The organism is Blautia sp. CGZ-1-C1 (assembly GCF_056504575.1).
Genome location: NZ_JBWLUT010000012.1, coordinates 1 through 22316 on the forward strand (window position 1 = coordinate 1; position 22316 = coordinate 22316).

The 22316-nt window shown below is 39.7% G+C and carries 17 protein-coding genes and 1 pseudogene; all 18 read right to left on the reverse strand.

Annotated features, from left to right (window positions below):
• Nucleotides 1-150 precede the first annotated feature (150 nt).
• Nucleotides 151-571 (reverse strand): annotated as a pseudogene (locus AC058W_RS00740) (twitching motility protein PilT).
• A 278-nt stretch (nucleotides 572-849) separates the two neighbouring features.
• Nucleotides 850-1389 (reverse strand): hypothetical protein, encoded by a 540-nt coding sequence (locus tag AC058W_RS00745; protein WP_479389558.1) that lies wholly within the window; start codon nucleotides 1387-1389, stop codon nucleotides 850-852.
• A 2-nt stretch (nucleotides 1390-1391) separates the two neighbouring features.
• Nucleotides 1392-2195, reverse strand: a complete 804-nt coding sequence (locus AC058W_RS00750; protein WP_118610074.1) for a GTP pyrophosphokinase — start codon at nucleotides 2193-2195, stop codon at nucleotides 1392-1394.
• Nucleotides 2196-2282: 87 nt separating this feature from the next.
• Nucleotides 2283-3509 (reverse strand): D-alanyl-D-alanine carboxypeptidase family protein, encoded by a 1227-nt coding sequence (locus AC058W_RS00755; RefSeq protein WP_330489915.1) that lies wholly within the window; start codon nucleotides 3507-3509, stop codon nucleotides 2283-2285.
• Entirely contained in the window at nucleotides 3506-4666 is a 1161-nt protein-coding gene (locus tag AC058W_RS00760; RefSeq protein WP_117677406.1) for an FtsW/RodA/SpoVE family cell cycle protein, read from the reverse strand. The genes AC058W_RS00755 and AC058W_RS00760 overlap by 4 nt, the downstream gene beginning before the upstream one ends.
• Nucleotides 4667-4669: 3 nt before the next feature.
• Complete coding sequence (gene minE, locus AC058W_RS00765; RefSeq protein ID WP_118410924.1) at nucleotides 4670-4912, reverse strand: cell division topological specificity factor MinE; 243 nt, start codon at nucleotides 4910-4912, stop codon at nucleotides 4670-4672.
• Between the two features lie 20 nt (nucleotides 4913-4932).
• Nucleotides 4933-5724, reverse strand: a complete 792-nt coding sequence (minD, locus tag AC058W_RS00770; protein WP_118610073.1) for a septum site-determining protein MinD — start codon at nucleotides 5722-5724, stop codon at nucleotides 4933-4935.
• Between the two features lie 123 nt (nucleotides 5725-5847).
• Complete coding sequence (locus AC058W_RS00775) at nucleotides 5848-8685, reverse strand: penicillin-binding transpeptidase domain-containing protein (RefSeq protein ID WP_479389559.1); 2838 nt, start codon at nucleotides 8683-8685, stop codon at nucleotides 5848-5850.
• Between the two features lie 41 nt (nucleotides 8686-8726).
• Nucleotides 8727-9257, reverse strand: coding sequence for a rod shape-determining protein MreD (mreD, locus tag AC058W_RS00780; protein ID WP_117677410.1), 531 nt, complete (start codon nucleotides 9255-9257; stop codon nucleotides 8727-8729).
• Entirely contained in the window at nucleotides 9247-10158 is a 912-nt protein-coding gene (gene mreC / locus AC058W_RS00785) for a rod shape-determining protein MreC (protein WP_479389560.1), read from the reverse strand. The genes mreD and mreC overlap by 11 nt, the downstream gene beginning before the upstream one ends.
• 16 nt (nucleotides 10159-10174) lie before the next feature.
• Nucleotides 10175-11188: a rod shape-determining protein gene (locus AC058W_RS00790; protein ID WP_117677412.1), complete on the reverse strand. Its 1014-nt coding sequence runs from the start codon at nucleotides 11186-11188 to the stop codon at nucleotides 10175-10177.
• A gap of 96 nt (nucleotides 11189-11284) precedes the next feature.
• Entirely contained in the window at nucleotides 11285-12004 is a 720-nt protein-coding gene (radC, locus tag AC058W_RS00795; protein WP_117677413.1) for a RadC family protein, read from the reverse strand.
• Nucleotides 12005-12144: 140 nt separating this feature from the next.
• A complete protein-coding gene (locus AC058W_RS00800; protein WP_117677414.1) occupies nucleotides 12145-13734 on the reverse strand; it encodes an NAD(P)/FAD-dependent oxidoreductase in 1590 nt (529 codons plus the stop codon).
• Nucleotides 13731-14921, reverse strand: a complete 1191-nt coding sequence (locus AC058W_RS00805) for a BaiN/RdsA family NAD(P)/FAD-dependent oxidoreductase (RefSeq protein WP_117677415.1) — start codon at nucleotides 14919-14921, stop codon at nucleotides 13731-13733. The genes AC058W_RS00800 and AC058W_RS00805 overlap by 4 nt, the downstream gene beginning before the upstream one ends.
• A gap of 20 nt (nucleotides 14922-14941) precedes the next feature.
• Nucleotides 14942-16219: a methionine gamma-lyase family protein gene (locus AC058W_RS00810; RefSeq protein ID WP_117677416.1), complete on the reverse strand. Its 1278-nt coding sequence runs from the start codon at nucleotides 16217-16219 to the stop codon at nucleotides 14942-14944.
• An 84-nt stretch (nucleotides 16220-16303) separates the two neighbouring features.
• The gene (gene miaA, locus AC058W_RS00815; protein WP_117677417.1) at nucleotides 16304-17248 is read right to left on the reverse strand and encodes a tRNA (adenosine(37)-N6)-dimethylallyltransferase MiaA; all 945 of its coding nucleotides are present in this window, start codon (nucleotides 17246-17248) and stop codon (nucleotides 16304-16306) included.
• Nucleotides 17249-17313: 65 nt separating this feature from the next.
• Nucleotides 17314-19443, reverse strand: coding sequence for a DNA mismatch repair endonuclease MutL (gene mutL / locus AC058W_RS00820; RefSeq protein ID WP_117844385.1), 2130 nt, complete (start codon nucleotides 19441-19443; stop codon nucleotides 17314-17316).
• A 6-nt stretch (nucleotides 19444-19449) separates the two neighbouring features.
• On the reverse strand, nucleotides 19450-22080 hold the full coding sequence (gene mutS / locus AC058W_RS00825; protein WP_117844386.1) for a DNA mismatch repair protein MutS: 2631 nt from the start codon (nucleotides 22078-22080) through the stop codon (nucleotides 19450-19452).
• Nucleotides 22081-22316: the final 236 nt, after the last annotated feature.

Genomic DNA, 22316 nt, shown 5'->3' on the forward strand with positions numbered 1-22316 from the left:
TCGGTAATTGAATTGCCGAGGATTCCGGCTTATTATCCTAAAAAGGATATCTGCTAATTCTAAAATATGCTGGCAGATATCCTTTTATTTTCGTGCTATGTAGTTTTTAATATCAATTATAATAAAAAATATTTTCCTGTTTATCTGTTATTATAAAGCAACAATAACTTTATCATGGAATACTTCAGGAACTTCTTCTTTGTCTAAAGATACGCTGATCACAAAAGTAACGTTAAACTGTTTACCAATTTCATCTAACTGTTCCAGAGTACCTGTAATATCTTTTTCCTCCAATTTAGATACTTTAAGGAAACTGTCAAGATAAATCTGCTCAAGATCGTGATCCTGAGAAAGAATACCACAGATAAATCCAACAAATTCATCTGCATTTTTAATGGGAAATCCTGATACATCAATCAGACGTACCTTATTGTTAAGCTCATACATATGTTTTGTGCTCTTGTCTGAGTAGACAATATCTTCCATTTGCCTCTTTTACTGCACTATTTACCTTATCTAACAGTACTTTTGTTTTGCCTTTGCCTTTCTTTCCTACAATCAGTTCAACCATGCTGTTTTCCTCCTTAGACACATATATAATATTAATTTTGACTAAAAATTTCAATTAATATGTTATATATTATAGTGCATATTATTCAAAAATACAAGGGGTATTTGATCTTTTTTGTGAATTTTTATTATTTTTTTGAAATTCACTTGATTTTACTGACCTTTTCGGCATCATACGTATCTTATGACATTTCACTTATGCATTTATCTATTCATGTATCTTTTTAACGTGCATAAAAATATAATAAAAACAATATCACTATGACAATTTCATTGTAATTATCTCATAAAGTAATGAAATAATTCCAGATATTCGTTCTCTATCTCTTCAAATGTCCTGACTTTATAGTCTATCGTAATATGTACCTCTGGCTGCTGTTTGGTTTGCTTGAGCCTTCGGAAGCTATAAGTCAGGTCGAACCAGAGCATATCGTCATCAATTTCTATTAACTTTTTTTCTTCCTCAGACGTTAATAGATTTCCAAGAGATCTCTGATAAATCAGGTTCAATAGATTCTCTTCCTGTTCTTTATAGCCAGTAAGAGTCTTTTTAAATGGTCTTGGTACGTCAGATAAATAGCATTCACTGGCGTCATGGAGAAGACAGGCAAATGCTATACGGTTGGAATATCCTCTTGCCAAAGCTTCTCTGGCACAGTTAATACAATGTTGTCCTACGGAAAAAAATGTTTTTACCTGTCCATTTCCGCGACAAATCAAAGATAACGCATGTGCAATATCCTCTATGCAGATCAAATCTGAAATTGGATGCACCGGATCAATATGTTTTCCTGTATAAGTTGTGATATAATCGCTCATGTTTATTTTCTCCTGTTCTCTCGGCTAACCGGCAGTCCCAATGGCAAAAAAATTCCCTCTTCACAGTCTTTTTCCGGAGAATTCTGAATTATCACGTTACGAATATTCTGCATTCGTTCATCCAGAGCCGCACTCTGTCTTGCACAGTCAGAAAGCTCCTCCTGAAGAAACTTCACCTGGTCAGTAGATATGTTTTTCTTATATCTCATTTTATGCTCAAGGCTTGCCCAGAAATCCATTGCAATTGTACGAAGCTGCACTTCAACTGTCACAAGCTTCTTTGTATTTTGCAAGAAAATAGGAACTTGTACAATCAGATGAAGACTCCTGTATCCACTTGGTTTTGGATTTTTAATATAATCTTTTTTCTCAACCAGTGTAATGTCATCCTGATTCAGGAAACTCTCTGCAATCTCATAAATATCATCAGGAAAAGAGCAAATCACGCGAACTCCCGCAATATCAGTGATATTTTTCTCTATAGAATCCAGTGTCAGTGGAATATTCTTGTTTCGTATTTTTCGTAACAGACTGTCATAAGATTTTACCCTTGTCTTAATACTTTCGATAGGGTTCTTATCATATTGAAGAGAATATTCCTGATTTAATACTTTAAATTTTGTCTCAATTTCCATGATTGCACATTTATAATAAGACATTAATAAATCCATTGGTTTTTTATTTTTCTCAAGCATTTCAAGAAATTCATCGGAAAGCAGGCTGTTTCGTACAAATTCATCCCTTTTCCGCTCTATAAGGTTTCGTCTCTGCTCTTTAAAATCCTTCAATTCTTCTCTGGTTATCATATTCGTATCATCCTCATTATAATATAAAAAACTGTAGCAACCAGATCATAGCTGCTACAGTCATTTTACCATAAATTTCTTTATTATTTAACTATTAATATTCTGAAGTAAAGAGTTCATTTCCTGGTATAGAAGTTCCTTCGTGGAAGCGCCCATAACAATTGATACAAATGGCTTGCCATAAGCATTCTGTGTAAGAATCGCCAGACAGTTACCGGCAGTACCTGTTGTACCTGTTTTTCCTCCCAGAATGGTAACATCTTTTGGCGCAGTTGCCTCTCCTGTAAGATAATGATCAGTTGCCGTAAGGGTTGTGCTTAGCTGGCTTCCATCTGCTCCGGTATAAGTTACTGTGTAAGATGGTAACTCTGTAATCTCTGTAAATTCAGGATATGTAAATGCCTCATTCAACATCAGATAAATATCATACGGAGTTGTATAATGATTTTCATCCTGCAATCCATGCGGATTCGTAAAATGTGTTCCTGTGCATCCAAGTCTGGCAGCATAATCATTCATCATCTGCACAAAATTCTCTGTAGTGCCACCGACATATTCAGCTATAGCAGAAGCTGCATCATTTCCTGAATATACTAATAAACAGTGAAGAAGCTGATCCAGAGTAACCTGGTCGCCTGCCACAAATCCGCATACCTGAGATCCTTCTTCCAGAGTAACATTCTCCTGAGTAATGGTTACCATATCATCCAGCTTTCCACTCTGTAATGCCAGCATTGCGGTCATGATTTTTGTAATACTCGCAGGATATACTTTATCATAAATTCCATTTGCATATAAAACCTTGTGATTACTCAGGCTGAATAATAATCCCTTTTGCCCGTCTTCCAAAGTTGCATTTTTTATACGGTCAACATCTCCCTTTGCGGAAACACACAATTTCTGTGCAAAAGACTGTGTCCTCATATTTTCTTTAGATGCAAGTGCATTTGTAAAGACTTCTGAGGAATCAAAAGCCCTTTCTGGTGTTCCGAAGTAATTTCCACTTAATATATTCCATCCATAAAATGCACCACCAATAACTACAAGAATTGCAAACAGCCCTACCAAAGTTCCACAGATGTTCTTTAATATCCGCCTTTTTTTCTGATATTTTGCACGCTGTAACGCCTTATGTTCCTCCGTCTGCCTGGACGGCATCTGGGATTTTGGGAGTTTTACAGTATGTACAGGTCTGGAATTTTGGTTTCGAATAGTTTTGTCTTCTTGTGCACGCTTGTATGGCGTGGCTGATTTATACGGAGTAGCTGATTTTCTTTCCTGTATTTGATTTGAAGATTCCTTTCTTTTTCTCATAAGTAATCCTCTCTCCTGTCAATCTCTTTTTGTATGATTTCCTTGTTATATGTACTGCTTTGGAGTCCCACATTAATCACAATTCCCATACCAATATACAAGCTTACAAGTGAAGTCAATCCATAGCTTACAAAGGGAAGCGGAGTTCCGGTATTTGGCGCAAGACCTGTTGCAACACAAATATTAATAAAACTCTGTAGTGCGATCAGACCACCCATTCCGCAACATAGAATCCTCCCAGACAAATCTTTTGCCCGAAGACTCATCCGGATGCACTCAAATGATATCGCAAGCAGCAGCAATACGATTACCACGCATCCGATAAATCCATATTCCTCACCTGCAACCGCAAAAATAAAGTCAGTCTGATTTTCAGATACAAAATTACCCTGATTGACAGAAGTCGTACTGTCATCACCACTTAACTTTTTGCCAACCAATTCGCCTGAAGCAATCGCAGTTTTGGAATTATTCTGCTGTTCAATATCATCAGAATACTCCTCGTTTTCCGGATATAAGAAAGACATAATACGATTTCTCTGATAATCTTTGAGCAATTTCTGATCTGGCTGAACAACAATTGATAAAAAGATAATCAGAAGAGGAACTGCAATAAGCAATGCACCACCAATGATTTTATAACTCAATCCTGCGATATAAATCATAATACAAAAGATTACCACAACCGTAATCGTATTTTTCAGGTCAGGCTGTTGTAAGATCAAAAATAATGGAACTGCCAGCAATACGGCAGATAATGCCAGTGTTTTTAATGTATTCAGAGTTTCTTCATGATCCATGAAAAATTTTGCAAAAAATATAATCAGGATGATTTTAGATAACTCTGTCGGCTGGAATCGGAAAGATCCAATACCGATCCATCTGGCAGCACCGTTGGCGCTGTCACCAGCAATACGCACAACCAGCAGCATTATAATATTGAAGCCATACATTATCCACTGAAAGTTCATAATCCAGGAATAATCCATCAAGGAAAGGACTAACATAATTATAATTCCCAGCACTACACCGGCAAACTGTTTTGACCTCAGATCCGGAGCAGCAGTTCCTACTAATGTAACTCCAATCAGGCTGATTGCAATTAAAAAAAGAATCAGCCTGAAATTGTAAAATCTTAATTTATATTGCTTTAACATAATTTATCTATCCTTTTTATTCAAAACAGGAATATACACATAAAGCATTGCCGGCTCCTGTGTAATCTGAATTTTTATCTGTTTTTCATCGATGGTAAGGTATTTCTTTACGGTATGTATCATATCATTCCGCAACATTTTCATCATCTGTGGTGAGCAGTCGATCCGTTCTGAGATCAGCAAAAGTTTCATTCGGTCTCTTGCATATCCTGCTGAACGCTTCTTTTCTTTAAAAAAAGCTTTCACACAGATTCCCTCCTTACGATTTAATTGTTTTTGAAAATATTACTTAGCCTTCTGAAAAATCCCTGTTTCCTGTTAATATCAACAAATGGAATCTCTTCTCCGAGAATACGTTTGCAGATGTTCATATATTCATCTTCCGCCTGAGAAGCTTTCCCGGAGAGAGGTTCTCCCTGGTTGGTCGCGATCACAATCTGTTCATCATCCAGAATTGTTCCAATGAGATCAACTGCAAGAATTTCTGTCACATCCTCCACAGACATCATATCACCTCTTGTAATCATATCCGGTCGCAGGCGATTAATGATCAGACGGATATCATGAATGTCATTTGTTTCGAGAAGACCGATAATCCTGTCTGCATCCCTGATTGCAGATACCTCCGGAGTAGTAACCACCAATGCTTTATCAGCACCGGCAATCGCATTCTTAAATCCCTGCTCTATTCCCGCCGGGCAGTCCAAAAGAATATAGTCAAACTGTTCTCTCAAATCATCGGTCAGTTTTATCATCTGTTCTGGTGATACAGCAGATTTATCCTTTGTCTGCGCAGATGGCAGCAGGCAAAGATCCGGATGTCTTTTATCCTTAATCAACGCCTGTCGCAAGCGGCAGCTCCCATTAATTACATCTACCAGATTATAGACAATCCTGTTTTCCAGACCCAGAACAACATCCAGATTTCTCAGCCCTATATCTGTATCCACCACCACAACTTTCTTGCCAAGCATAGCCAGGCCTGTCCCGATATTGGCAACAGTAGTAGTTTTCCCTACTCCGCCTTTTCCGGAAGTGATCACAATGACTTCACTCATAGTTACATTTCCTCCTGAAAAAATTTTCCACTCTCCTGGTATTCTCGTGTATTCGTGATTTTGCAATTACCACTCACGCCGTGTCAATAAGAGTTACTGAAAATGGAGTGAACAGCAATACCTTTAGTCATTCGATGTATCACTGGTATCACTTGCGGCAACACCTGTAAGAATAGACTTTTCGTCAGCTAACTCAAAGATATATTTAAAAATTTCATCAGCCGCAAGGCATGCATTACCGGAAGTATATCCATTTTCAATACGAACTGCAATTGCATATTCAGGATCTGAAGCCGGTGCATATCCGATAAACATACCATGGTTCGGATGATAAATATTTACCTCGGCTGTACCGGTTTTACCTGCCACGTCTACTCCTAATCCATCAAACTGTTTATGAGTCTGAACCACTCGATACATTCCATCATGGATATCGTCCCATACATTCTGTGACACATCAACAGTGTTAATGATATCTGGTTCATATTCTTTGAGTGTTTCACCTTTAGAATTCGTCTGCCTGTCAAGTAAAGTCAGATCATATACATTTCCACTTGTAGCAATAGCGGTTGCATAACGAGCCAGCTGGCTGGTAGTATAAGCATTTGTACCCTGGCCGATATAAGACGGAACGGCATATGAGTTTGATACCTGCGGTGCAGACTCCGTAATCTCAATTCCTGTTTTCTTATCAAGTCCAATCTCAGCAGCATACTTCTGTAATACACTCAGACTTCGATTTTCTGAAAAATCACCATTCTCATCCTGTCCAAGCTTAAAACCAACCATATTGAAATAATAGTTGCAAGACTGTTCTATTGCTTCTCTGATCTCAATTTCCCCATGTCCCTGTTTATTCCAACAGTTAATTGGCGGAGTTACCAGGTCAAAAGAACCTGTACAATTAATATATGTTCCATCATCGATCACGCCTTCAGACATTCCGGCAATCGTAGAAAGAATCTTAAATGTAGAACCAGGTGCCGCTGTCTGCTGTGTTGCTTTGTTAAAGAATGGGCTGGACTGATCCAGAGACAGTTTTGTATAGTATTCTGTATCCATATTATTTACAAGTCGGTTATTATCATATCCAGGATAAGAAACACATGCCAACACATCTCCGGTCTTTACATCCGTAATCACTGCTGATGCAGAACAAGGCTCCAGTGCAAGCTGTGCAGGTTCAATCTCCAAGGTATAAATCTTATTGATCATAAAATCATACGCCGTCATAGCACCAGATGCCAATGCTTCATAAGTGCCGTCATCCTTCGATAAAATGCCTTGCTCATAAAGTACCAGGCAGATTTCTCTTCCTGAGATCGTATCTTCCTGAAGCATATATTTGTACAGAAGTTTAGAAAAACTGTTATCTGTTTTCAGATAATCTATCAGATAATCTGTAAGTGCTTTATATACCTCATCTGAATCCAGATAATCACCTTCTGTAGAAAATTTGGAAATATCGATCCAGTTCTGACTTGCTGCATATGTCAGATAATCTTTCAGGCTGATATTTTTATCTGTTGTCCATACCTGATAAGTGCTGTCAGATGTATCGATTGCATTTTTTGAAATAATTCCAAGAGTATCTTTCAGAAGATCATCACAAATATATGTGAGATATTCCTGAATCTGTTCATCTTCATCCTTTACAGCAGGAGGATTCTCACTTGTAAGTCTGTTAGTTATTGTATCAAAAACCTGTTGCTGTTTTTGCTGAAATTTGGCATATAAATTTTTTTCTGTATCAGAAGCATCTGCGTCACTGAATTTACTGATATCAATAACACTGTTCGACACCAGTGCATTATATACGTCATAAATCGGTATCTTAATCTGAGCTGCATCCTGAACACTGAAATCATATGTCTTGGTTGCTTCTATCTTAGACAACAAAATTCCGGCAACTCTTTGTTTCAATATCTGATAGATTGCAGACTGCCAGCTACTGTCTATAGTCAGATACGTATCATTACCTGCCACAGGTTCCACTCTTGTACTGTCATCAATTTTAAGTACTTTACCAAGGTTATCGACAGTAACAGTTTCCTCACCATCTGTTCCCTGCAATGAAGTTTCCATATATTTTTCAATGCCAGTTTTACCAACAATTGCATCATTGGAATAATCAGGGTTCTTTGCCCTTAATTCTTCCAATTCATCTGAGGAAGCCTGACCTGTATATCCAAGTATCGGTCCCATACTCACATCATCAATATATTTACGAATAGAATCTTCTACAATATCAATACCCTGAAGCTCCGCCTGATTTTCCTTGATAGCAGCTACTGATTTCTCACTTACATTTGTGGCAATCGTAACAGCCATATATTTTTTAAAACTGTTTGTACTTAATCCGTAACGAATCTTTGCCAGATCAAGAACATCCTGTTTGGACAGCTCCAGTGGCAGACCATGAGATTGAAGTTCTTCGTTGGTATAAGCATTATCTCCATAGAGAACAATGGAAAATTCCTTATTGCCGCTTAGATATTCAATCATCTCATCTGCAGTAGCCTTTTTTTGTTCTTTTGTCAGATTATCAATCAGCGCTTCACCATAAATATCTGCACGAAAACGGTTCAGTGTAAATCCCTCATCCACATCAAATACATAATTTCCATTCTCGTCCAGAACAATATGAAAACTGGTGCTTATGGAATCACCATTAGACTGAAGAATCTTCAGAACCTGATAAGCAATGCCATTCAGCGTAAGATTTTTTTCTCTGGTAGAATCATAAGTTCCGTTATCCTCAAAAGTCACAGAATAAGCCAGCACATTTGTTGCCAGCTCTTCTCCATTTCTATCATATATATTACCACGCGTGCTCTTGATCACACGTTTTTTGGTCGTCCTTGATTCAAATTTACTGATATAGTCCTGTCCCTGAATGATCTGCAGTTCAAAAAGCTGTCTTACTAAAGTTGCAGACATAAACACAAAAACAAGTACCAATACTGTAGTTCGTTTTATTCGTATCTTTTTAAAAAATCTTTTTATTTTAGTACCCAAATAGACTCACTTTCTTTCCTTGATGGATTATTCATAAAATGATAGTTAATATAATGAAATACCCGGTAAACAATCAATGTAAGAATCACTGTATAAAAAATCTCAGGCAGGATAATTCTATATAAATAAGTTCCAAGTCCTAAACGGCCACGAAGTAAAAACTGTAATGCATAGACAGCAAGACCATACAATAAATCTCCAATACCAGCAAGCATTACCGGAACTTTAATATCATCATCATAACAGATTCTATGTGCATATCCGCTGAGAAATCCAATATACATATAGATCAGAGCATAAAATCCAAATACAGATCCATAAAACATATCTACAAGAAAGCCGCAGAAAAAGCCTGTCCACATTCCACTTTTTCTACCTCGCATCAATCCCATCGATATACAAAGAATCAGAATAAGGTTCGGTGTGATAGATCCGATAGATATCACATGAAGAACTGTACATTGAAGAAGAAAACTTATAAGAATCATAAAAAATAATGTTATCTTACTCTTCATTCGCAGTTGCCTCCTGAGCTGCCTGTCCGCTGTCATCAACAGAATCCTGTTTATTTACTGTAATTACAAGTACATCTTTCAGGTGCTGAAAATCTACAGGTGTGACGATTGTTCCGGTTTTAGTCAGATTGTTGCTGTCCTGCCGGACTTCGCTGACATATCCGATAAACAATCCTTCTACATATTTTTCACTGATATTTGACGTTACAATACGTTCTCCGACTGTTACCTTATTATCCTGGTCATACATCTGACTGAAACTCAATTTTCCCTCATCAATCAATTCCAGGTCACCCTCTACCACACAATTATCCTGCGTGCTGACTGTCATGGCGCTGACATTACTGCTGTCATCAATGATGGAACGTACGGTTGCCCAATGAGTTCCTACCTCTGTTACAATTCCTACCAGTCCTTTATCAGCAATTACATTATTGTCCACACGTATTCCATCTGCTGATCCCCGGTTGATCATAAATGTATCATACCAGTTTCCAGGATCTTTGGATATTATCTCAGCGGCAACCTTTGGATATTCTGTATATTGCTCATCAAGATTATACATCTGCTGTAATCTTACATATTCTGTCTGATCCTGAATCAGCTTATTATTCTGTTCTGTAAGACTTTCTACCTGTGCCTTTAAATTCTCATTTTCGCTGAGGATTTCTTCTTTGTCGCGCATACGATCCTGCATTCCGGTAAGAACAGAACTGATCTTATTGATGCTGTTCTCAAATGGGACAATCACAATACCTGCCGCATCCTGCAATGGTGCAGTAGTAACACCGGAAGCAAATGTAGCAGCAATACAGCTGACACAAAAGATCGTCATAATGGCCAGAAGATGTTTACTTTTTAATTGAATCCTAAAACGTACTTTCTTTTTCAGGTTTTTCATGATGCACCCCTAAAAATTATAGTTTTCTCTGCGTAATCGGTACTGCCCATTTACGCAGATCTTTATCTCTGATTATTTTCTCAAGACCTGTAACTGCCGAAGTTTCATAAAGTTCTGACAGATTAAAGGTAAACCCAGTATAACTGGCAAGATATTTGTCTATATAAGGCAGTCTTGTACTGCCTCCTGTTATGTAAATACCCTGTTTTGCGATATGATAGGAAATCTGTGGCGGAATTCGTTCCAGAAATGTCTTCATTTCTGCTGCAATCTCATTCAGACAATTCATAATTCCATCATTTACCACGTATGATGAAATGACTTCTTCTCTCGGGAGTCCGGAAATGCAGTCGATTCCGACAACTTTTCGAACTCCTTTTTTCTGATCACTAAGACGTCCCATTACCATCTTAAGCCTCTTGGCAGTTCGTGTCCCTATCTGCAGATTATACCTCTTACGTATTTCACTGCAGATAGATTCATTCATCTGTCTGCCACCCAATGGTATTTTCTTACTGATAATAATCTTTCCGTCAGTAATAATCGATACTTCTGTACTCTGTGCACCGATATTAACGATCATATTTCCTTCCGGATCTTCCAGATTCACACCCATGGCAATCGCATCGGCGATTGGTGCTTCCACCATGAATACACGATTTTTCTTCAGCCAGTGACCGTTTGCCACATGAAAATAAGCCCTTTTCTCGACGGCAGTCATATCCAGCGGAACTGTAAAATACATCACCGCTCCAAATCCGAGAATATGATCGATCTTACGAATCATGCTGTAAAGAACGATTTCCTGAAGTTCCAGGTTAGCAATCATACCAAATGTCATCGGCGAAGCAACTGCAATATCTGTAGGTGACTTCTCAAACATCTCATACGCTTCGTTACCCATAGCAATGATCTTACGCCCTTTGGATGCAATCATATTTTTCTCAATATAAGTTTTGTTCCTAAAAAAAGAATAGACCTTTACGGAACTGCTCCCCAAATCTATTCCATATGTTTTCTCAAACAGCATGTATCTGCCCCTTTATCGTTATTGTCCGCATATAAATCCTGACAGACAGTATCTCCTCTGTTTCTGATTACCAGATGCAGAATAAACAGTACTCTCTTATTCTACACATTCTTCCCACAATCCTTCTTCTCTGAAGCTACAATACTTCTGATCTCCAATTACAATATGGTCAAGGAGATGTATGCCAATCAATTCCCCTACCTGATAAATTCTTGTCGTAATCTGTACATCATCCGGACTTGGTGTGGGATCGCCACTTGGGTGATTATGAATCAATATCAGACTGACTGCATGGCGGCGTAACGCCTCCATATAGATTTCTCTGGGTGTTACCATTGATCCCGTTGCAGTTCCCCTGGTCAATATTTTATCTCCCAGAAAGTGCCCCTTTACATCTGACATCATACAGATTACAACTTCTTGTTCTTCATGACGAAGTTCTTCCATATAATAGGCTGCAATAGAAGCCGGATTATTCATAACCAGCTGAGGTCTGGCAGCATTTCTTGCAATCCTTTTGGAAAGCTCGCCAATGCATTTCAGCTGAACGGCTTTTACCTGTCCGATTCCATTTATTTTCATAAGATCCTGTACAGATATATGTAAAAGTCCTGTCAGTCCGGGATAGGAAGATTTCTCCATAACCTTAAGAATTTCCTGTGCAAGTGTCAGTGAATTCTTTCCCTGAGTACCACTACGCAAAATTACTGCCAGCAGTTCGCTGTCACTTAATGCGCTTTCGCCCTGTGTAAAACATTTCTCATATGGACGCTGCTCCTCCGGCAGTTGTTTCATGATATTATTTGTATTATTCATAAGTTTGCTATCTGCTCTCTAAAGCTTTTGGGCAAATTGCAAATTATATTCTAACATAAAAGAGGAGAGATGTACACTCTCCTCCCAAAGTTTTTATGTGAACTTTATGTGTAGCAATGTTATATTACATATTCTGTCAGCTACTTTGTAATTGCATATTTTCTGCACACTGTCTCCGCAACTTTTATTCCGTCCATAGCTGCGCTTGTAATTCCGCCTGCATACCCTGCGCCCTCACCACAAGGGTAAATTCCTCCTATATTTGCCACAAGTTCCTGATCGCGCACAATTCTTACAGGAGAAGAGGTACGGCTTTCTATACCACTGAGAAGTGCATCTTCTCTGTCAAATCCGGAGATTCTTTTTCCAAAAAATTTCACACCTTCTTCTATCGAATCACCTACAGCCTTTGGCAGAATAGAACGGACATTTGCCAAAGTATATTCTCCTTTCATACATGGCAAAACGTCTCCCAATGCTTCGCTTGACTGATTTTTGCAGAAATCCCCAAATAGCTGAACAGGAATCTTACCTTTTCCAAGTTCCCAGGCTTTTCTTTCCAGATCACGCTGAAATTCTACGCCGCCAAGTGCTCCTTTTTCCGGAAAATCCTCAGGTGTGACTGTCACGATCATTGCACTGTTGGCATTTCTGGAGTCACGCGCCTGATAACTCATACCGTTAACAGCAAGGCGTCCAGGCTCAGAAGATGCATTTACTACATATCCACCAGGACACATACAGAAAGAGTAAACACCTCTGCCGTTCTCACATTTATGAGTTACTTTGTAGCTGGCAGCCCCAAGCAGTTCATTCTCCGGTTCTCCATACAGATCCATATTGATCATTTCCTGTGGATGCTCGATACGCAGTCCTACGGCAAACGATTTCGGTTCCATATAAACGCCACGTTTCTGAAGCATCTCAAAGGTATCTCTTGCGCTATGCCCAAGAGCAAGCACACAAACTTCAGCCGGGATTTTTTCACTGTTGTTTATCTCCACTTCTTTCAGCGCACCATTCTCAAAAATAAGATCTGTCACTTTTGAACGAAAGCAGAATTTTCCGCCCATATCCTCTATCTCATGGCGCATTTTCTCAACGATTCCCACCAGGACATCGGTTCCCAGATGAGGTTTCTGCTGATAAATAATCTCCTCCGGCGCACCGGCAGCAACAAAGCGCTTCAGCACTTCATGGTTGCGTCCATAAGGATCCTTAACAAGGGTATTCAGTTTTCCATCTGAAAAAGTACCGGCACCGCCTTCTCCAAATTGTACATTGGATTCAGGATCAAGAACTCCATTCTTCCAGAAGTTCTCTACGGTTTTCTGACGTTTATCTGCCTCTTCGCCTCTTTCAAGGATAACGGGACAATATCCTGCCTTCGCAAGATACCATCCACAGAAAAGTCCGGCAGGACCGCTTCCTACGATTACCGGTGGATGTATTAGTGGTGTTTCACCTGGCTTTGGAAACTGATATTGTTTTTCTTTAGCTAACATAACATTGTTATTGTTAACTTTTTTAACAATTTTCTGCTCATCTTTGATTTTTACATCGATTGTATATACAAAAATCTTATCATTCTTATGTCGGCAGTCTAAAGACTGTTTCTTTATCTCATAAGTGAAACTACTTCCTGGGTTCTTTAGCGTCTTTAAAATTTTCTTTTCAAGTTGTGCCTGTGTATGTGTGATTGGAAGCTTAAGCTGTGAAATTCGAATCATTTTTTATCCTCCTTTGCAGCATTAATACCGGCAACTGCTCCGCTGCTCCATGCCCACTGTAGATTATATCCCCCACATGTACCATCAATATCCAGAAGTTCCCCTGCGAAATACAAATTTCTGCAAAATTTTGATTCCATAGTATGATCATTCACCTGAATCGTATCTACACCTCCGGAACAAACCTGCGCCTGAGAAAATGACATTCCATCCTGAACCTCAAGCGGAAATTCCTTTATTGCGGAGATTAAATGTTTCTGGGAAGTAAGAACCTTTATCAGTTTTTCCGGGAAAAGACCGACTAAAAGTTCTTTTTCATTTTTATATGGACACGCTTTTTTTCGTGAGTGTAACAATTGTTTTAATTCTTCTTCGGATAACTCTGGCATGAAATTTATACGTAATGCTACTTTATGACCATCTCTGACAGCACGAATTGCATAAGTACTGATCTGAAATACAGGAATGCCGGATATTCCGTATTCCGTAAGCTGAAGTTCGCCTCTCTCCGATTTGTAAAATTTTCCGTCTATAAAAAGTGAAACTTCTCCTTCCGTACGTACGCCAGCCCACACTTTAAAGGCAGGCCCTTTACATTTTAATGCCGTCAAAGCCGGGTAAACCGGAATAATGTGGTGTTTTAAACTCTCTGCAAGTTCATATCCACTTCCATCTGAACCAGAAATAGAGGAAGCCTTCGAACCATTGGCAAGTATAAGAGCATCCGCCTCATAGTGCCATCCTTTTGTCAGAACCTGAAAGTTTCTGCCGTTCTTCTCTGTCTCTATCGCAATAACCTGTTCGTTTGTCTTTATTTTTATACCCAGATTGGATGCTTCCATGCATAACACATCTACAACGCTCTGTGCCTGATTACTTCTCGGATACAGGTATCCATTCTTATCCAACGGAAAAATTCCCAGTTTTTTAAAAAATTCCACCGTATCTTTGACAGAAAACTGTGCCAGCGCATGATTTACAAACTCGGGATGCTTCCCTCTGTATGCATCATCTGGCATCACAAGATTTGAAAAATTACATTTACCATTTCCTGTCGCACAGATTTTTTTTCCCGGCTTTTCATTTTGTTCCAGAACAGTGACCGCCGCCCCGTTTCTGGCCGCCATAATCGCCGCCATCAGTCCTGAAGCGCCAGCACCTATGATCACTACCTGCCTCTTTTTCATAGTCCACCCTCAGCCATTTATTATTTTAAAGTCACAAGACCTTTATCTACCATTTTCTGCAGAGACATCAGCACACCAAGTTTTGCATGTTCCCAGGTAAGTCCACCCTGGAAGTATACTGCATATGGTGGTTTCATCGGACCATCTGCCGAGAGTTCAATAGAAGATCCCTGGACAAATGCTCCTGCTGCCATAATAACCTGACTGTCATATCCCGGCATATCCCACGGTTCCGGATCTACGTAGCTGTCAACCGGCGCTGCCGCCTGAATACCTTTGCAGAAAGCAATTAACCCATCCGGTGTTCCAAGGCTTACTGCCTGGATAATATCCTGACGTTCCTCTGTAGAATTCGGAATCACAGGGAATCCTAATCTTTCATAAATATTTGCCGCAAAAACAGCACCTTTTAATGCACCCTTGGTAACCATTGGTGCAAGGAAAAATCCCTGAAAAAATGAGCGGTTCACTCCAAGAGTTGCACCTACTTCACTTCCAAGTCCCGGACAAGTCATTCTGTAAGAGGCATTCTCCACACATTCTTTGGTACCTGCAATATATCCGCCAATTGGAGCAAGTCCGCCGCCCGGATTTTTGATCAGCGAGCCAACAACCATATCTGCCCCTACGTCACTTGGTTCGATCGTATCTACGAACTCACCATAACAGTTGTCTACCATGCAGATAACATCCGGTTTGATACTCTTAACAAAAGCAATCAGTTCTCCAATCTGCTTTACAGAGAAAGATGGACGTGTCTGATACCCCTTAGAACGCTGAATTTCAACAAGGCGGGTTTTTTCATTGATTGCCTTGCGAATACTGTCATAATCAAAAGTTCCATCTTCCAGAAGTTCTACCTGACGATAGCTTACACCATATTCTGCAAGAGAACCTTTTGACGGACGAATACCAATCACTTCTTCCAGTGTATCGTATGGTTTTCCTGCCGGTGCAAGAAGTTCATCACCTGGACGAAGATTGCCAAACAGCGCAATTGCCAGTGCATGAGTACCGCATGTAATCTGTGGACGCACCAGACATGCCTCTGTATGGAAAGTATCTGCATAAACTTTCTCAAGTGTCTCACGTCCGATATCATCATATCCGTAACCAGAAGAACTTCCGAAGCATTCTGCGCTTACCTTGTTCTTCTGCATGGCAAGAAGCACCTTCATCTGGTTGTATTCTGCTGTTTTATCAAATTTATCAAATCTTTCTTTCAGGGATTCCTCAATTTCATGACCGAAGTCGTAAACTTCAGAGGAGATTCCAAGCTGTGCATACATTTCTTTCATAATCTGTTTATTCCTCATATATTTTATAGTCTGTAATCTCTTAATCTAATACTGCAAATAAAAATTTAACTGAATCAATGTTATTTATAAAATCTCTCTTTCACGACAAATTTCCAACATTTTTTCAAGAATCAAATCTTCATTATAGTCAAATTCATCTTTATTCATCCAAATCGTATCTTTTTCTCTGCGAAACCAGGTAAGCTGGCGCTTGGCGAAGTGTCTGGTATCTCTTTTAAGGATTCGTACTGCCTCTTCCAGAGGATATTCCCCATCCAGATATGCAAGGATTTCTTTATAGCCCAGTCCCTGCATGGAAACCATTCCTCTGTGGTAGCCCATACTTTTCAGTTTCTGTACTTCCTCAAGAAGTCCCTTCTCAAGCATTTCATCAATACGGTCATCAATACGTTTATAAAGAAGATCTCTGGGGACATTCAGAACAAAATATGCCAGATTGTATGGCGTCTCGTGTTCTTTCTGCTCCTGGTTATGAGCTGAAATCGGAAAATGATTCTGATGATAAAATTCCAGGGCACGAATCACACGTTTTACATTATTGGCATGAATTTCTTTTGCACTGACAGGATCAACCTCCAGCAGCATCTGATGAAGATATTCATTTCCTTTCTCTGCTGCAAGCTGTTCCAGTTCCTGACGGTATCCGTCTTCCTGCTCTGCCTGAGTAAAATCAATATCTTTGGTAATTGCCTGTATATAAAACCCGGTTCCACCTACCAGAATCGGAATCTTTCCTTTTGCATAAATCTCTTTCATGGCGGCTTTTGCCATCTGCTGAAACTTTACAATATGAAACTCTTCTTCAGGCAGCAGTTCATCTACCAGATAATGCTTCACTCCCTGCATTTCTTCCTGACGAATCTTAGCAGAGCCAATATCCATATATTTATATACCTGCATGGAATCTGCGGAAATAATTTCACCGTTTACCGCTTTGGCAAGCGCAATAGAGAGATGAGTTTTTCCTGCTGCCGTCGGTCCGGTAAGAACAATCAATGGCTTTTTCATAGTAACTCCTTATATTAAAATAAAAACAGTATAATCCCTGTTCACTGCATACATAATAACACACATTATACAATACGTTTAAATTTCTTTTCCAGTTCTGTCTTTGTCATGGAAATAATCGTCGGGCGTCCATGTGGACAATGATAAGGATTATCCAAGGTCAGAAGCTCATCAATCAACATATTTGCCTCTTGAACAGACATCTGATGGTTTCCCTTTACTGCGGCCTTACACGCCATCGTTGCAAGTCTGGAAGCAAAGATTCCAAGGGGATCTTTATCTTTCTCAGATGCAAGATTATCCAGCATTTCCAGAAACAATTCTTCCTCATCCAGCCCATAGAGATTGGTCGGTACGGCATTAATGCAATATTCCTTACCTCCAAATGGCTCGATCTCAAAACCAAAATCTTCAAAATATTTTCTGTTTGTTTCAAGCAATGCCTCTTCCTGAAGATTCAGGGATACGATCAGTGGAGGAGAAAGATACTGGGATTCTATCGTCTGCTCACGAAATCTTTTAACAAAACGTTCGTAATAGACCTTCTCATGAGCCGCATGCTGATCTATGATAAAAAATCTGTCTTCAAATTGTACAAGCCAGTACGTATCAAAAATCTGACCGATCAGCTGATGACGGCTTCTGGATTCAGGGGCCAGAAGTTTCTCTTCAAACAATTCTAACTGTTGTGGTTTTTGCTCTTTCTCTACTTCCTGTACTCTTTCAGCACTTTCATCACAGGTTTCTGCATTCTCATTTGAATCCACTACATTTTTATTCACAGAAACAGTTGCTTTCTGTGACATATTTACCTGCATTGCGTCGGGCTGTTTTTCATGTATATTTTTGTCGTTTATTGTTCCTTCGAAAAGCTTCTCCTCTGCTTTTGTAAAAGGATCTTTTGTCTGATAAATCTTTTGCTCACGTACTGCCTGTTCCGCCATAGTGATAGTTCCTCGCGGAAGTGTTGAATAAGAAGAAATCTGTTTTTTATCCATAGCAGTACCTGGTGCAGATACTGTCCTATCATTGCCTTTTATCGACACATTCGAAGTACGATTAACTGTGTTCGATACTTGTGTTCGATACTCCGGCATTTCAGCACGACGTTTCATTTCAAATGGCTCCGGTATATCTCCCGGTTTTACTAAAGAAGACTGTTTTCTTACAGATTCCTCTTTTCCAAAAGGAACTGTCTGGATCATTTCCCGCGTAGTAAGCGCCTTATGAACCGTCTCATAAACGGCATCGTAAACTTCCGTTCCTCTGGCAAACCGTACTTCCATCTTACTTGGATGTACATTTACGTCCAGATCATTTCCCTCCATCTGGATATGAAGAGAAACAAAGGGAAACTTATGCTGCATGAGAAATCCCTTATAGGCATCCTCGATTCCCTTTGCAATGATCCTGTTTTTTACAAAACGTCCGTTAATATAGTAATTCTCAAAAGTACGGTTGCCTCTGGAAATCTCCGGTTTTCCCACAAAACCCTCAATCTTCATGAAATCATTCTCGTAGGATACTTCAAGAAGTGCTTTGGTAATATCTCTTCCATATATATTATAGATCACATCTTTTATATTGTAATTACCGGATGTGTGAAGCTTCACCTGTTTATTCTGGATATATTTAAAAGAAATCTCAGGATGGGACAATGCCAGCTGCTCCATCAAAGTGCTGACATAATTTCCCTCCGTAGTATCTGATTTCAGAAACTTGCTTCTTGCAGGTGTATTGTAAAAAAGATTTCTTACCAGGAAAGTAGTTCCTTCCGGAGCCCCCATATCCTCTAAAGACTCCTGTACACCACCATTGATCACATAGCGGACTCCGCTTAATGCAGATGGGGTCTTTGTGATCAGTTCCACCTGTGCAACAGCGGCAATACTGGACAAAGCCTCACCGCGAAATCCAAGAGACGCAATGTGTTCCAAATCCTCAACCTTCTCAATCTTACTGGTGGCATGACGCAAAAATGCCAGGGGTACCTGATCTCTTTCCATACCCCCGCCATTATCTGTGATACGTATCATCTTTTTGCCGCCGTCTGTGATCTCCACTGTTACAGCAGTTGCTCCTGCATCAATTGCATTCTCCACAAGCTCCTTCACAATGGAGGACGGACGTTCCACCACCTCACCGGCAGCGATCTTATCTATGGTCTGCTGGTCTAATACTGCAATTTTTCTCAACTTTTATCACCATCTGTTCTTAATCTTGTTTTGCAGGTTATAAAGTGTGTTCATTGCCTCGATAGGAGTCATATTTCCCATATCAAGACCCTTGATTTCTTCTATGATGTCATCATCTTTAACGGTATCAAACAGGGACATCTGTGCCATATCCATCTGATCATATACCGGCTTCTTCTTTTTCGTCGTGGTTAAATCCTTTACTGCTGCCGTAATATCCGCATCACTGAGCTCCTCTACCAGTTCCTTCGCACGCTGGATTACAGAATCAGGCACACCTGCCAGCTTGGCAACCTGAATACCATAGCTCTTATCTGCACCACCCTGAACAATTTTACGTAAGAATACGATATCGTCTCCTTTTTCTTTGACTGCGATACAGTAGTTATTCACTCCTGGGATTTTTCCCTCCAACTCGGTAAGCTCATGATAATGAGTTGCAAATAAAGTCTTGGCACCACAGAGCTTGGTGTTGCTGATATGTTCGATTACCGCCCACGCAATGGCAAGTCCATCGAAAGTACTCGTACCACGTCCAATCTCATCAAGGATCAGAAGGCTTCTTGCAGTTGCATTTCTCAAAATATTGGCAACTTCTGTCATCTCCACCATAAATGTACTCTGACCACTTGCCAGGTCATCTGATGCACCTACACGTGTAAAGATTCTATCAACAATTCCGATGTTTGCTTTTTCAGCAGGGACAAAGCTTCCGATCTGTGCCATCAGTACGATCAGGGCAGTCTGTCTCATATATGTAGACTTACCTGCCATATTTGGACCTGTGATAATGGATACCCTTTTTTTATGGTTGTCCAGATATGTATCATTTGCAATAAACATATCGTTCTCAATCATCTGCTCTACAACCGGATGACGGCCATTCTTGATGTCAATCACACCTGTTGTGTTTGTTTTTGGACGCACAAAATGATTTCGTTCTGCAACCAGTGCAAGAGAAGCAAACACATCTAATGCGGCTACTGCCTTGGCTGTTTTCTGAATACGCACAACCTCTTTACCGACAGTATCACGCACACTACAGAATAATTCATATTCCAGCGCATAAAGCTTGTCCTCTGCACCAAGAATTAAATCTTCCAATTCCTTCAATTCCTGTGTAATGTAACGTTCTGCATTAGAAAGTGTCTGCTTACGAATATAGTTGTCAGGTACCTGGTCTTTAAATGTATTGGTAACCTCCAGTGAATAACCAAATACACGATTATATTTAATCTTCATTGTCTTGATACCGGTACGCTCACGTTCCCTTGCTTCCAGTTCTGAAAGCCATTTCTTACCATCTGTCCTGGAACGGCGGAATTTATCTACATCTTCATTATAACCTTCTTTGATAATACCGCCATCCTTCTGTGCAAGAGGCGGATCTTCCACGATGGCACGTTTAATCAGATCTGTTACATCTTCCAGAGAGTCCATATCTTCATAAATTTTCTGAAGCAGGGGAGTCTTAAATTCTTTTAATACCTGTTTTATATATGGAAGCATTTCCAGTGAAGAAGCAAAAGCGATCAGATCCCGCGGATTAGCTGACTTATAACTGATACGGCTGATCAGTCGTTCCAGATCATAGACAGGTCCCAGATATTCCCTGATCTCGTCGCGAAGCATTCCATTTTTATTTAACTCTTCCAACGCCTCAAGACGTTCCTCGATCTCATCTCTGTCGATCAATGGCTGTTCTACATAACTGCGAAGTGTTCTGGCACCCATGGCAGTCTTTGTCTTATCCAGTACCCAGAGAAGAGAACCTCTTTTCTGTTTTTCACGTAATGTTTCTACAAGTTCAAGATTCCTGCGGCTGGAGCTGTCAATCAGCATATACTTTTCTGCTGCATAGGGACGGATAGTTGTCATATGGGACAAGGCTGTTTTCTGGGTTTCTTTCAGATATAAGAAAAGAGCTCCTGCAGCAATGATCCCGCAGTCATAATCACCAACGCCCAATCCCTCCAGAGAACCTACATGAAAATGATTTTTTAGTGTGCGGCGGCACAACTCGTCATCGAAATACCAGGAATCCAATGAAAAAACACAAATCCCAAGACGGTTCTGCAAGTCATCTGTATCTATATTAGACATATAAAAAGAATCATTACAGATAATCTCTGCAGGAACAAATTTATTGATCTCATCAAGAAGTTTCTGAGGTTTGTCCACCTCAGTAAGGAAACAGTCACCTGTTGTAATGTCTGCAATAGCGCATCCGAAATGTTCTTCCATAGACACAATAGACATCAGGTAATTATTCTTTGTCTCATCAAGAGCAGCAGCATCCAATGTGGTTCCTGGGGTTACGATCCTTACAACCTCACGCTTTACCAGTCCTTTGGCTTTTTTAGGATCCTCTACCTGCTCACAGATTGCTACCTTATGACCCCGCTCGATCAGACGATTAATATAAGTCTCCGCAGCATGATAAGGGACACCACACATGGGTGCCCTCTCCTCTAATCCGCAGTCCTTTCCTGTAAGGGTAATCTCCAGTTCCCTGGTGACAAGCAATGCATCATCAAAAAACATTTCATAAAAATCTCCCAGACGGTAAAATAGAATGCAGTCTTTATATTGTTCCTTTGTCTTGCAGTATTCCTGCATCATCGGACTCATTGCCATTTAATTGTTATCTCCTATCTTCATAACAGCTCACTACTGTTTTTTATCTCATATATATTGTATTTTTGACATCTTAAGATTTTAACATGAATAAATAGAAGATGCAAGAACTACATTGTTTCCGATTGATTTTTTACTTTTGCAGATGCTATAATTATAGTATTCTCATATATGGAAATCTATCAGAATAGTCTTTGATTTTTATAAAAATCGTACAATTCTGTAAAAAAGAGAGG